The 13892-nt window shown below is 66.8% G+C and carries 9 protein-coding genes; all 9 read right to left on the minus strand.

The annotated features are described in order from the left end of the window. Window positions 1-32: 32 nt before the first annotated feature. A complete protein-coding gene (gene dnaG / locus U5709_RS09220) occupies window positions 33-2042 on the minus strand; it encodes a DNA primase (RefSeq protein ID WP_321970850.1) in 2010 nt (669 codons plus the stop codon). Beyond that, window positions 2039-3169 carry a bifunctional riboflavin kinase/FMN adenylyltransferase gene (gene ribF, locus U5709_RS09225; RefSeq protein ID WP_321970849.1) on the minus strand — a complete coding sequence of 377 codons (1131 nt, stop codon included), beginning with the start codon at window positions 3167-3169 and terminating at the stop codon, window positions 2039-2041. Before ribF ends, dnaG begins: the two co-directional genes overlap by 4 nt. After that, on the minus strand, window positions 3169-4125 hold the full coding sequence (gene truB, locus U5709_RS09230; protein WP_321973258.1) for a tRNA pseudouridine(55) synthase TruB: 957 nt from the start codon (window positions 4123-4125) through the stop codon (window positions 3169-3171). Before truB ends, ribF begins: the two co-directional genes overlap by 1 nt. Continuing rightward, window positions 4122-5153 (minus strand): DHH family phosphoesterase, encoded by a 1032-nt coding sequence (locus U5709_RS09235; protein WP_321970847.1) that lies wholly within the window; start codon window positions 5151-5153, stop codon window positions 4122-4124. Before U5709_RS09235 ends, truB begins: the two co-directional genes overlap by 4 nt. A gap of 28 nt (window positions 5154-5181) precedes the next feature. Continuing rightward, a complete protein-coding gene (gene rbfA / locus U5709_RS09240; RefSeq protein ID WP_321970846.1) occupies window positions 5182-5619 on the minus strand; it encodes a 30S ribosome-binding factor RbfA in 438 nt (145 codons plus the stop codon). A gap of 3 nt (window positions 5620-5622) precedes the next feature. Beyond that, the gene (gene infB / locus U5709_RS09245; RefSeq protein WP_321970845.1) at window positions 5623-8289 is read right to left on the minus strand and encodes a translation initiation factor IF-2; all 2667 of its coding nucleotides are present in this window, start codon (window positions 8287-8289) and stop codon (window positions 5623-5625) included. A 65-nt stretch (window positions 8290-8354) separates the two neighbouring features. Then, on the minus strand, window positions 8355-9596 hold the full coding sequence (nusA, locus tag U5709_RS09250; RefSeq protein WP_321970844.1) for a transcription termination factor NusA: 1242 nt from the start codon (window positions 9594-9596) through the stop codon (window positions 8355-8357). Window positions 9597-9611: 15 nt separating this feature from the next. Continuing rightward, window positions 9612-10094 (minus strand): ribosome maturation factor RimP, encoded by a 483-nt coding sequence (gene rimP, locus U5709_RS09255; protein ID WP_321970843.1) that lies wholly within the window; start codon window positions 10092-10094, stop codon window positions 9612-9614. 220 nt (window positions 10095-10314) lie between these two features. Continuing rightward, window positions 10315-13593, minus strand: a complete 3279-nt coding sequence (locus U5709_RS09260) for an ABC transporter ATP-binding protein/permease (RefSeq protein WP_321973259.1) — start codon at window positions 13591-13593, stop codon at window positions 10315-10317. Between the last annotated feature and the right edge of the window lie 299 nt (window positions 13594-13892).

Here is a 13892-nt window from a genome sequence, read left to right on the forward strand (position 1 = left end):
CAGTAACTTTCTAAGTATACCCGAAAAATTTCTTATGAAACGCTGGAAGAAAGGTGAATTCGCAGCTCGTTGGCGCGGGCCTGGAGCCTGGTGGCCTCGGCAAGAAGCGCGTTCTGCTCCTCATCGGGTGCGGTCGCCATCTTTGCGCGGATCGCCGCGACGCGGCGCGCGCACGAGAGCTCTTCGAGCGTGTCGACGACGAGGTCGAGCTTCTGATAGTCGCCCATCCCCTCCTCGCTCATGACCCGGCCGGCGGAGAGTATGCGCGGGGCCTCGGGCTCGACCGCTGCTGCCGCCGCCACGACCTCGGCCGGGGAGGCGCCCGCAGGCGTCGAGAGCATGGCCCAGGCCATCGCCTCGTTGCGCGAATCGGCCCAGGAGACGTCGGCGAGTCGCTCCGCGTAGGACCTCGCCGTTTCGGGCTTGGCGGCCAGGGCGCACAGGAGCTCGCCCTCGGCCTCGAGTTGCCTCCGGTCGGCCTCGGAGAGCTGGGGGATATAGGAAGGCGCAGAGCCGTAAGCGAGTCGCTCGGCCGGGGCATAGCCCTCATCGTGGGCCTCGGAGGGCAGATAGTCGTAGGCCTCGACGGGCACCTCGTCGCCGTAGGAACCGGTCCGCGCCGGCAGGTCCGCCCCGACCGCGCGGGCCTGGGACTCGGCGAAGCGGGGGTTCGAGCGCGGCAGCATTGCGGGCCCGCGGCCTGCCGCGCGGTTCCAGGAGCTGCGGCCGCGCTGAGCGGAATCGTCGCCAGAGGACTCTGGGGCCTGGCGAATAGCCTCCTTGACGTCCTCGACGTCCATGGCGAGCGTCGCCGCGAGCCGCTCTGCGTACTCGGGCATGACGACAGAGCGCTTGAGCGGGGCGAGTACACGGGCCATCTCGCCCAGTGCGGCCACGCGCTGGCCCGGCACCCCGAGGTCGACGCCAAAGAGGCGCTTGTCGAAGACGAAGTCCATGAGCGGGCGCGCCTCATCCAGAATGGAGCGCAGCTCAGAGGCATCGTGCTGGGCGAGAAACTCCATAGGGTCCTGGCCGCCCGGCAAGACGACGCAGCGGAGCTCAGCCGTGGTCTTGTCGATGAACTGCACAGCTCTCTCGGCGGCGCGCTGGCCCGCGGCGTCGCCGTCGAACATGCAGATGATGCGGTTCACGCGCTGGCGCTCCATCAGCTTGATGTGGTCGAGCCTAAAAGCGGTGCCGAGCGCGGCCACGGCATTGGTAAGGCCGTTCTCGTGCATCGAGATGACGTCGGTATAGCCCTCGCAGACAACCGCCTCGCCCGTCGCGGCCATGGTCTCCTTGGCGCGATCGTAGGCGAAGAGGTGCTTGCCCTTGTTGAACACGGAGGTGTCGCGGGTGTTCACGTACTTGGCGGTGTCCTTCTTGGGGCCGATGACGCGGCCGCCGAAGGCGATCGGGCGGCCCATCTCGTCGTTGATGGGAAACATCACGCGGTTGTAGAAGCGGTCGGAAGGCCTGCCGTTGCGATCGAGCGCGAGGTCGGCGGCCATCATCTCGGCAGGTGAGAAGCCCTTCTCGCGAAGATGGCGAACGAGGGCGCCGCGGCCCGGGGCAAACCCCAGCCCCCAGCGCCGGCACACGTCGCCGCCGAAGCCGCGCGACGAGAAATACGCGCGCGCCGAGTCGGGACCCTCCCCGCGGCCGCGCATGAGCATAGTCGCGTAGAACGACTGGGCCTCGGCGAGGCACTCGATGAGGCGGTTTCGCTTTGGCCCGCGGGAGCGCCCGCGCTCCTCGACGAGCTCGATGCCCGCGCGGTCGGCGAGGTAGCGGATGGCGTCGGGGAACTCGAGGTTCTCCCGCTTCTGCACGTAGCTGAACACGTCGCCGCCCTCGCCGCAGCCGAAGCAGTGCCACAGGCCCGTGTTGGGGTTCACCTTAAACGACGGGCTCTTCTCGCCGTGGAAGGGGCAGCAGCCCCAGAACTCCTGGCCGCGCTGGCGAAGCTCGACCGTCTCGGCCACAAGCTGCACGAAGTCGGTCGATTGGCGGACCTTCTCCTTGTCCTCGTCGCCGATCATCGCTCCACCTCGCCCTCGTCGATATGCACGCCGGCGTCGCCGAGACAGCCGCGGACCCAGTCGATATTGCCGAGGACGGTCCGCTTGAGCTCCTCGAGCGAGTCGAAAGGCCGTGAGTCGCGCAGCCACCGGATCAAGGTGACGGCGACGTCGGAGCCGTAGAGGTCGCCCTCGTAGCCGATGAGGTTCGCCTCCAAAAACGACACAGCGGTCAGGTCGAGGTCGGAGTCTTCCCAAAGAAACGTCGGGGGGAGGCCCACGTTGATGGCGGCAGGATAGGCATAGAGGGGGTACTCGCCGAGAGGCGTCACGAAGCCGGCGTAGACGCCCTGCTCAGGCAGGCAATTGTGCATGTCGGTGATCACGTTGGCAGTCGGGAAGCCAAAAGACGTCCCCTCTCCCCTGCCGCGCTCCACGTGTCCCGTAAAGGCAGGGCAGCGGCCCATGAGACCGGCCGCCGCCTCGACGCTACCTTTGCGCACAAGGCCGCGGATACGCGTCGCGGTAACGGGGGCGCCGTCCTCGCCGAGAAGATCGAGGCCTATGACCTCAACGGAGAGCTCGCGGCCGAGGGCGCGGAGCGCATCGACGGTGCCCGCGCCGTGGGCGCCCATGCAAAAGTCGGAGCCGACGACGATGGCGCGTGCGTCCACGAGCTTGAGGAGCGCCTCGCGCACGAACTCGTCGTAGGTAAGGGCGGAGAAAGCCTCGTCGAACTCGAACTCCAGCACGCCGTCGGCGCCGCCGCGAAGCAGCAGCTCGGCGCGGTGGCGGGTGTCCATGAGCCTGCTTGCGGGCGCGGGGCTCCCCAGCACCTCGGAGGGATCGGGCGAGAAGGTGACGGCGCAGACGCGGGCGCCGAGCGCCTCGGCCTCTTTGCGGGCGCGGGCAATAAGCGCCTGGTGGCCGAGGTGGAAGCCGTCGAAGGCCCCCACGGCGCAGACCCAGGCGCCGCTGAGGTCGCCCTGGCCGTAGAAGGTGCCGCGAGCGCGCCCGTCGCAGCGCGAAAACGCACAGTTGACGTTGTCATAGTCTGCAACGCCGGGATAAGCCCCCACGAGCTCGGCGGCGCGCTCGGGCGAAAGCGGCGCGGACTCGCAAAGCGCGAGGATCTCTTCGTCGAGCATCAGCGCACCCCCTCGATGGCCTGCGGGAAGTTGACGGAACAGGCGAGCTCGAGCCCGCGGCGCTCCCAGATGCCCACGAGCGCATGGTCCCACACGAGCGCGACAGACTCGCGCGGCTTGGGTTCACGGCTCAATGCGCCGCAGGTCACGATTCCCATCGGAATCTTTCGGCCGCAGGCGATGTCGGCTACCTCGCCCACTTCGACGGCGCGGGCGGCAAGCCCCAGCGCGGCCACGGGGTCGAGGCCTCGCTCGGACACGAGCACGGCGCCCTTCTCGGTGAGCTCATCGAGCCCCACGCAGTCGGCGAGCCCGATGCCGCCGGCGCTCGTGCGCACAAGGCCGCAGAGATGGGCGCAGGTGCCGAGCGAGCGGCCGAGGTCGCGCGCGATGCTGCGTATGTAGGTGCCCTTCGAGACGTCGAAGTCGCAGGTCCACACGATCGGCTCGCCGTCGCGGCCCCCCTCGACGCAGACGAGCCGGGCGGCATGGATGGTCACGCGGCGGCTCTTGAGCTTGACCTCCTTGCCCTCGCGGGCCAAGGCGTAGGCGCGCTTGCCGCTCACCGAGATAGCGGAGTATGCGGGCGGGATTTGGTCGGTCTCGCCCACAAGATGTGCCACCTGACCTGCGGCGTATTCGGCGTCGAGAAGCTCTGGGGCAACCTCGGCGCGCTCGATGACCTCGCCTTGCGCGTCGTCGGTGTCGGTCGCGGAGCCGAACTCTATGCGGGCCCGGTAGCCCTTGCGGTCGAGCACGAGCAGGCCCAAGAGCTTCGTCGCCTGCCCGATGCCGACGACGAGGACGCCGGAGGCGTCGGGGTCGAGCGTGCCGGCATGGCCGACGCGCCTCTCGCCCACGGCGCGGCGCACGCGGTTGACCACATCGTGGCTCGAGAGGCCCAGCGGTTTATCGACGGCGATGAGCGCGTTCACCGCGCTCGGGCCGCGCCTCAATTGGCCTCCCCTTGCGCCTCGCCGGCCTCGACGAAAAGCTGGTGCAGGCGGGGCAGGGCGGCTGCGAGGGCGTCGTCGATGGTGCCCTCGACGGTAAAGCCGGCAGCCGCCTTGTGGCCGCCGCCGCCGAGCTCGCGCGCGATGCCCGAGATGTCCAGGTCGCACTTGGAGCGCAGGTTGCCGCGGACCTTGCCCCCGGGAACCTCCTTGAGGAAGAGCGCGACCTCGGAGCCGTCGACGCAGCGCACCAGGTCGATCAGACCGTCGCACTCGGCAAGCGGCACGTCGTTGGCCTTGAAGTCCGCGGCGGTCGCGTAGCTGTAGGCGATCTTGCCGTGCCCGAAAGTCGAGATGCGGGCCATGATGACGGCGCACAGGTGGATATAGGCCAGACGGTCGCTCTGATAGACGTGCAGCGCGATCTCGGAGGGAGAGGCGCCCGCGTCGACGAGCATGCTCGCGACCTCGAAGGCCTCGCCGTCCGCGTTCGAGTACTGGAAGCGGCCCGTATCGGTCACGATGGCGCACATGAGGTTCTGGGCCATCGTGGCGGTAAGCCCCGTGCCCACATGCAGCGCGAACTCGGCAACGATGACGCCCGCGGCCGCTGCGTCCGGGCGCACGACGCCGGCGTCCCAGAAGCACTCGCTGGAAGGGTGGTGATCGAGCACGGCGACCTTCTTCGCGCGCGCCAGCACGGCCTCGGCGAGGTTCAGGCGCGAAGGCTGCGAGAGGTCGACGCAGATGAAGAGGTCCGGGTCGCGGTCGTAGTCGGCCACGTGCACGTGCCGCTCGACGCCCGGCAAGAACGAATACGTGCGCGGCACGTCGTCGTCATCGGCAAGAAGCACCGTGACGGACTTGTCCGGCCACTGGCTCTCGATGATCTCGGCGAGGGCGAGGCACGAACCGATGGCATCGCCGTCCGGCGACGTGTGCGCGCAGACGGCGATGCCGGATGCCTCTTCGATGAGGGCACGGACGCGGTCGAACTCGGCCGCCTCCTGCCCGATGTTTGAGGTGAGCATCAAGGCTTTGGTCCCCTATTCCTCGTACTTATGCCTCGTCCTCGGCGACGTCGCCGTCGCCTTCGTCGGCATCGTCGGCCACGTCCGCCTGGACGGGGTAGCCGAACTCGTCTTTCTCGACGCCGATGGTCGGGGGAACGACCTCGAGGGCGCGGGCGATGCGCTCGGCCTCGTCGGTGGATGGGTCGATACGGAAATCGAGCTCCGGAGTCACGCGCCAGCCGAGGCTGCGGCCCAGAAGCGAGCGGATGCGCCCCCTGGCGCGCGCCAGGGCCGCGCCGACCTCATCGTAGCGGTCGGCGTCGCACGCGACGTAGGCGCGCATGAAGGACTTGTCGACCGAGACCTCCACGCCCGTGATGGTGACGAGCGAGAGCTCGGGGTCGGAAATCTCGAAGAGCAGGATGTTGGCGAGCTTCTCGCGCGCCTGCTCGTTGACCCTGCGGGAGTTGCGGTTCTGCTTCATCTGCTACTCCGTACGGGCGACCCGGTCGATACGGTAGCCCTCGATGAGGTCACCGGGCTTGATGTCCTGGAAGTTCTCCAAGCCGATGCCGCCCTCCATGCCGGAGCGCAGGCTCTTGGCCTCGTCCTTGTAGTGGCGCATGGAAGCGATGGCGCCGTTGTAGACGACGATGCCGTCGCGCACAAGGCGCACGGAGTCGGTCGCGGCGATCTCGCCCTCCTCGATGCGGACGCCGGCGGCGATGCCGACCTTGGGCACCTTAAAGGTGTCGAGAACGGCGGCGGTGCCGGTGGAGACCTCGACCTCGGTCGGCTTCAGCATACCGATGCGTGCGGCGTCGAGGTCCTCGAGAGCCTTATAGATGACGTCGTAGCAGCGGATCTCAACGCCGTCGCGGTCGGCGGCGTTGCGGGCCTTGGCGTCCGGGCGCACGCCGAAACCGATGATGATGGCGTTGGAGGCGTCGGCCAAGGTGACGTCGGTCTCGTTGATGGCGCCGACGGCGGAGTGGATCGTGTTGATGCGCACCTCGGACTGGTCCATCTTGTCGAGCGAGTCCTGAAGAGCCTCGATGGAGCCCTGGACGTCGGCCTTGATGATGAGGCTGAGCTCCTTGACCTCGGCGTCGGCCATGGTCGCGAAGAGGTTCTCGAGGGTGACGTGCTTGACGCGGTTCTGCTCCTCGATGCGGGCCTTGAGGGCGCGCTCGTCGGCTAGGGCGCGGGCCTCGCGGTCGTCCTGGAAGACGCGGAACTCGTCGCCGGCGTTGGGCACCGACTGCAGGCCTAAGATCTCGACGGCGTCGGATGGGCCGGCCTCGGTCACGGGGTTGCCCTTGGGGTCGAGCATGGCGCGGACACGACCGAAGGTCATGCCGGCCACGAGGGCGTCGCCGACGCGCAGGGTGCCTCGGGTGACGAGGACGGTGGCCACCGAGCCACGGCCCTTATCGAGCTTGGCCTCGAGGACGTTGCCGGAGGCGAAGGTGTCGGGGTTGCCCTTGAGCTCGAGGACGTCGGCCTGCAGAAGGACGGTCTCGAGCAGCTCGTCGATGCCGACCTTCTTCTTGGCGGAGATGTTGACGAACATGTTCTGGCCGCCCCACTCCTCGGGGACGATGCCGTACTCGGTGAGCTCCTGGCGGACCTTGTCGGGGCTGGCGCCGGGCTTGTCGATCTTGTTGACGGCAACGACGATGGGCACGCCCGCGGCCTTCGCGTGGTTGATGGACTCGATGGTCTGGGGCATGACACCGTCGTCGGCGGCGACGATCAGGATGACGATATCGGTCACCTTGGCGCCGCGGGCACGCATGGCCGTGAAGGTCGCGTGGCCAGGGGTGTCGATGAAGGTGATCTGGCGACCGTTGATGTGGACCTGGGAGGCGCCGATGGCTTGCGTGATGCCGCCGGCCTCGCCCTCGGCGACGCCGGTGTGGCGGATGGCGTCGAGAAGCGACGTCTTGCCGTGGTCGACGTGACCCATGACGGTAACGACGGGGGCGCGGGGAACGAGGTCCTCGGGGTTGTCGTAGAAGGTGAAGGAGTTCTCCTCTTCCTTGGTCATGACCTTGACGTCGCGGCCGAGGTCTTCGGCCACGAGCTCGATGAGCTCGTCGGACATGGACTCGGTGAGGGTGAGCGGGGTGCCAAGCAGGAACAGGCGCTTGATGATGTCGTTGGCGGGGACGCCCAGGAGCTCGGAGAGCTCGGCCACGGTGGATCCCTGCGGGACCTTGACGATGTCGAGCTGCGAGAGATCCTGGTCGTTGGCGATGGCCTCCTCGATGCGCTGCTGCTCAGCGGCGCGCTCGGCCTGTTTCTGGCGGCGCTCCTTGCGTTTCTTGCGGCGGCCGGAGGACTCGCGGGAAGCCTCCTCGACGGCGGCGCGGGCGTCCTCGAAAACCTTGCTGCGGTTGTAGGCCTCGGCCTCGCGGGCCATGCGGGAGTAGCGGTCCTCGCCGCCCTCCTCGCCGCGGCGGCCCTTCTTGCCCTTGCGGCGACCGTCGGCGGCGCCGGCGTCGGAACCGTTGTCGCGGGCGGGGGCGACGGACTCGGAGCCGCGCTGGGCGGGGGCGCCGCCACGCGGGGCGGGGGCGCCGCCGTGCTTGGCGCCGCGGTCGTCGGACTTGCGGCCACGGCCGGACTTGGCTGCGGCCTTGGCGGAGGCGGCCTCCTCGGCCTGCTGCTTCAGGACCTTCTCCTGCTGGGCGATCTGGTCGAGCAGGCTCGTGAAGGACGGCGCGGACTTGGGCGCGGTGTCCTTCACGCGGTTGCGCTCGGCCTCCTCGGCCGCGGCCTTCTCGGCGGCGAGGCGCTCCTCCTCGGCCTTCTTGCGGGCAGCCTCCTCGGCGGCGCGGCGGCGCTCCTCCTCGGCGCGCTCGGCCTCGCGGCGCTTCTCAGCCTCCAGGCGCTCCTTCTCGGCCTGCTCGCGGGCGATTCGAGCCTCCTCGGCGGCCTTCTCGGCGGCGGCCTTCTTCTCGGCCTCGATCTCGGCGGCGCGGGCCTCCAGGATGGGCTTGAGCTTCTTGCGTACCATGGCCACGTAAGCGTCCTCGAGCGTGGAGGAGGCGGACTTGGCGGGGATCTTCATGTCGGCGAGGTGATCGAGCATCTCCTTGCTCGTCATGCCGTATTCCTTGGCGAGGACATTTACGCGTGTCTTAGGCATGTGACCTACTTTCCTTGACTGCGGGCGCTGCCCGGGTGGTTATCGAGCTTGATCGGGCTTTGCGCTTAGATCAGGGAATCGGGGTCGTCGGAGACCTCGACGGAGTCCATGTTCTCGTGGACGCCGCAGAAACGCGAGCCGGGGCGCGCCATGTTGCGGCACTGGATGCCCGAGGCCCCGACGTACTCGCAGCGGTGGGCCTCCTCATCGTCGATGAGGGAGTCCTCGACGGTGGCCTGCGGGACCTCGCGGAGGATGCCGGCGGCCATGGACTCGTTCTTGATGTCGATGTGCATGCCGGTGAGGCGGGCGGCGAGACGGGCGTTCTGGCCCTCCTTGCCGATGGCGAGGGAGAGCTGGTCATCGGGCACGACGACGGTCGCGTAGTTGTCCTCGACGTCGACGATCACGCGAGAGACGCGGGCCGGGGAAAGGGCGGCCGAGACGCACTTGGCGGGGTCGTCGCTCCACAGGACGACGTCGACGCGCTCACCGCGGAGCTCGGAGACGACGGTGCGCACGCGGCTGCCCTTGGGGCCGACGCAAGCGCCGACGGGATCGAGGTGGTCGTCGTTGCTGGAGACGGCGACCTTGGAGCGCACGCCCGACTCGCGGGCGACGGAGCGGACCTCGACGATGCCGTCGTAGACCTCGGGGACCTCGAGCTCGAAGAGGCGGCGCAGAAGGTCGGGGTGCGTGCGGGAGACGACGATGGAGGGGCGCTGGCGCTCGCCGCGGACGGTCGGCTGGGCGGCGTTGGGGTCGCGCACGCCGATGATGATGGCCTTGACGCGCTGGTTGTGCATGTAGCGCTCGCCGGCGGGGCGCTCGTTCATCTCCTCGGGGTGGCGGCGCTGGTCGAAGTGCGGCAGCTCGGCCTCGACGCCCTCGCGGATCTTGATGATGGTGAAATCGGGCGTGGTCTGCAGCACGGTGCCGGTGATGATATCGCCGACGCGCTGGGAGAACTCCTGGTAAATCTGCTCGCGAGCCGCGTTGCGCACGATCTGACGGATCTCGGCCTTGGCGTGCTGGGCGGCGATGCGGGAGGTGTCGGCCGGGGTAACGTCGACCTCGTCGAACTCGGCGTAGTCGCCGTTCTCGTCCTCCTCGCCCTTGGGGACGAGCTCATAGACGTAGACGTTGCCGGTGGCGCGGTCGATGGTGACGCGGGCGCCGAAGGGCAGGTGCATGATATCGGCGTAGCTCTTGGCGAGCGACTGCTCGAGGCGGTCAATCAGGTAGAGCTGGTCGATGTGCTTCTCCTGGCAGAGGAGCTCGAGGGCTTCCATCATCTGAGATGCCATGTGGGTGGTTCCTTCCTACTTCTTCTTCTGGGCGGAGAAATCGGGCTTGATATTGCACTTCTTTACCTGGTCGAGCGGGATGCGGACCTGTTCGCCGTCGGCCTCGAGGATAACCGCGCCCTCCTCGAAGCCCTTAAGGGCGCCGGTGTACTTGCGGCGGCCCTCCGTGGTGGTCAGGGTCACGTCGTTGCCGGCGAAGCGGGAAAAGTCGCGCTCGCGGCGAAGAGGGCGCGCCATGCCCGGCGAGCTCACCTCAAGGGTGTAGGCGGCGGGCAGCGGATCGAGCTCGTCGAGCAACTCGCCGATCCAGCCGGTCTCGGCGGCGACCTCGTCGAGCGTGATGGTCTCGGCTTCCTCGTCGGCATGGTCTATATAGACGCGCACGCACGGGTTCTTGGTGGCGCCGACGACCTCAACGGCCACGACGTCGACGCCGTGGTCGGCCGCGCGGGCCTCGAGGGCTGCCAGGATCTCCTGGTCGATGCCAGCTTTGGGCATGTGGCCTCCTTCTCGCACAAGCATGGTGTGAACATACAGAAAGGAAGCGGGGCGAGACGTTCCACCCCACTTCCTGCGTTTAAAGCATCAATTACGTTGCTAGGATAACAAATTCGCAGCTCACGTCAAGGATTTATGCGCGGCATGGACGCTCGCTCTTCACGATAAACGCACATGAGGGGCGATCAATGGATAAGACACGGGGACAATCCCCTTCGCCTTATTCGGAGCGGAGGGCCTCGACGGGGTCCTTCTTGCTGGCGCTATGGGCGGGAAGAAGGCCCGCGACCACCGTGAGGACGATCGAGATCAAGATGAGGATGCCCGCGGCCGCCGGCGGCAGGCTCATGATGTTCTCGACACCGTAGCCCTCGAGCACGGCGGCGTTCACCGGGATGCTCACGAGGACGACGACGAGGATGGCGAAAACGCCGGCGATGAGACCTTCGATGAAGGTCTCGGCGTTGAAGACGTTGGCCACGTTGCCCTTGGAGGCGCCGATGGCGCGCAGGATGCCGATCTCCTTCTTGCGCTCGAGCACGCTGATGTAGGTGATGATGCCGATCATGATGGAGCTGACCACGAGGCTGATGCTCACGAAGGCGATAAGCACGAGGCTGATCATGTTGACGATGTCGGTGACGGAGGTCATGAGCATGCCCACGTAGTCGGTGTAGACGATGGCTTTGTCCTCGTCGCCTGCGGCCTTGACCTGCTCGTTATACGCGTCGATGTGGTTGAGCACGCGCTCTTTGGCCTCGAAGTCCACAGGGTAGATGCTCACGGAGCTCGGGTCGGACTCGTCAGCGTAGCCGAGCGTCGAGAGGTTGTTCTCGTAGGTGAGCTTGTTCGCGTTGGAGTAGCTCGAGATGAGCGAGGCCAGGTCCTCGGCGTCCATGTTGAAGGTGATGGCCGAGGCGAAGGCGTCGGAGTCGACCGAGAAGGCCGACTCGAGGTTGGAGAACGCGCCGCTCAGCTGCTCGGTGTAAGCCGTGATGGATTCCGTCATCTGGGTGGCGATCTGGTCCATGACCTGCGTCATCGCCGCTTTAATCTGGATGGAGACGGCCGAGGCGATCTCCTCGCTCATCTTGCTCATGGCTTGTTGCAAGGATTGCTGCAAGTAAGGCGCGAAGGTGTTCTGCATGTAGTCGGACATGGCCGCCTGGAGCTTCTCGGCAACGGAGGCGCCGCCGATGGCGCCGATCTGCGTGAGGATGGTCTTCGCGTCCTCGTTCTCGGCGAGGTACTTCTGATAAGCGGCGTTGACCTCCTCGGTGTTGGTCGGGTCCTTGACGGACTTGAACTCATCGGACTGAAGGAATCCCTGGTAGAGGGCAACGGAGAGCTGACCCACGGCCTGCATCTGCTCGGCCGTGAGCTCGGTGTCCTTAAAGACCTCGGTAAGGTCGGGCGCGGGCGCGCCGGAGGAGATGCTCGAGAAGTCGATGTCGGAGCCGACACCCGAGAGGTCGATGTTCATGCCCGAGAGGTCGATGTTCGAGAGGTCCATGCCGGAGAGGTCCATCTCGCCCGTGAGGCCCGAGATCGCCGACTCGTCGAACTTGAAGGCCTGTTGGATGGCCTCCTCGTCGATAGAGAACATGTTCTCGAGGTCGACGCCCTCCTTCGCCTCGTCCTGCAGCTCCGAGAAGGTCTTGCCGGTAAAGACGTCGCGGTCGGGGTCGGAAATCTGCTGCTGCACGATCTGGGAGCCCGCCGCGCGCTCCATGAGCTCGAGCGAGAGCGCGTGGGTGTAGGCGACGCCTGGCGAAAGCGTGCTCGAGCTGTCGTCGTTTGGCTGCACGACGCCGACGATGCGCAGGTCAAGGCCGCTCTCGACCTTGTCGACCATGTACTCCGAGTCGTCGGACATATCGGTCCAGCCGCCCGTCTCGTCGTTCTTGCGATAGCAATCGGAGGCGGAGAGGACCTTGAAGCTGCAGCTCAGGGCGTCGTCGTAGGTGAAGGTCGCGTCCTCGGACGAGAGGGTGACCTCGCCGGTGTTGCCGGAAAGCGAGTCCTGGACCAGGTCGTTCATCTCCTCGATGTCGAGGGCGCCGATGCTATAGAGGGTGTAGTCGCTCACAGAGCCGTTCTTGGACAGCACAAGCACGGCCTCGTCGGCGGACTCGGCCCAGCGCCCAGCCACGACGTTGTACTGGGAATGCACGAGCTCGGGGTCGTCGAGCATCTCATTGAAGACGTCGGTTCCCGACGTCGAGCTCGACATCATGGAGGCCATGCCCGTGGAGAGGGATTCCGTCATCCGGTTGGGCACGAGCTTCTGCGCAGACGCGTCGCCCGTGGCGGCCTTGTAGATGATGGGACTCACGTCGTAGCTGTACTGGACGGAGTTGACGTCGGCGTCCATGCCGTCCCAGCCGGCGTCGAGGAACTCCTTGAAGTCCTTCATGTCGTTGGACTTGACGCTGCCGAACATGTCCTTGACGGAAGTGACGACCGAGATCTGCCCGTTCTGCGCGGTCGCCTCGGAGGCGCCGGTCTTGTCAGAGCCGGCACCCGACGAGTCGTCGGACGAGCCGTCGAGCATGCTCGACATGTCGTAGCTCTGCTTGGAGATGGTGAGCGGGTAGCTCGAGAGGGTCTCCTCCTCGACGCGCGCGATGTACTCGTTGACGCCGTTCGAGAGCGCAAGGATCGCCGCGATGCCGATGATGCCGATTGAGCCCGCGAAGGCCGTCATGGCCGTGCGGCCCTTCTTTGTGAGGAGGTTTCGGGCCGAAAGGCCGAGGGCGGTAAGAAAGCTCATGGACGTGCGGCGCCCGGCCTTGGCCTCGCGACGGGGCGCCAAGTGGGCGTCGAAGGGGTCGGAGTCGTCCATGACGCGGCCATCGGCCAGGTTGACGATGCGGGTGGCGTATTGGTAGGCGAGCTCGGGGTTGTGGGTGACCATGATGACCAGGCGGTCTTTGGCAACCTCCTTGAGGAGGTCCATGACCTGCACGGACGTGACCGAGTCGAGGGCTCCCGTGGGCTCGTCAGCAAGCACAATCTCGGGGTCGTTGATAAGAGCGCGTGCTATGGCCACGCGCTGCATCTGGCCACCGGAGAGCTGTGCCGGGCGCTTGTCGACGTGCTGCCCCAGGCCGACCTTTTCCAGGGCCTCGCGTGCGCGCCGCCGGCGCTCGGCACGGCCCACTCCAGAAAGCGTGAGGGCGAGCTCGACGTTCTCGAGGATCGTCTGGTGAGGGATGAGGTTGTAGCTCTGGAAGACGAAGCCGATGCGGTTGTTGCGGTAGGCGTCCCAATCGCGGTCGCGGTAGTTCTTGGTCGAGATGCCGTCGATGAGCAGGTCGCCGTCGTCGAAGTGGTCGAGGCCGCCGACGACATTGAGCATGGTGGTCTTGCCGGAGCCGGAGGGCCCGAGGACGGCGACGAACTCGTTGTCGCGGAAAGACACGCTGACGCTGTCGAGCGCGACCTGGGTGAATGACTGGGTGACGTAGCGCTTACTGATGTTCTTGAGCTCCAGCATGGGTGGGGCGCCTCTTTCTATTGGGGGTACTACCATCGATTGTTACCCAAAATTCCGTGCGCTCATATCGGGGGGGGCGGCGGAACGCGAGAAAACCGTTGCGGGGCGCCGTGCCGGGCGAGCGGGGCCGCTAGCGCCAAGAACTCGCGCCGCGTTGGTCCCCCGGGGTCAGGGCCGCAAAGAAAACGCGCCGCGTTGGTCCCCAGGCAGACGGGCCGCCAAGAAATCGTGCCGCGTTGGTGAAAAATCGCGGGCGGCGCAGAGAAAACGCCCCCGCTTGGTCGATTTTCTCCTCGAGA

This window comes from Paratractidigestivibacter sp. (assembly GCF_963660155.1).
In the GTDB taxonomy this organism is placed as follows: domain Bacteria; phylum Actinomycetota; class Coriobacteriia; order Coriobacteriales; family Atopobiaceae; genus Paratractidigestivibacter.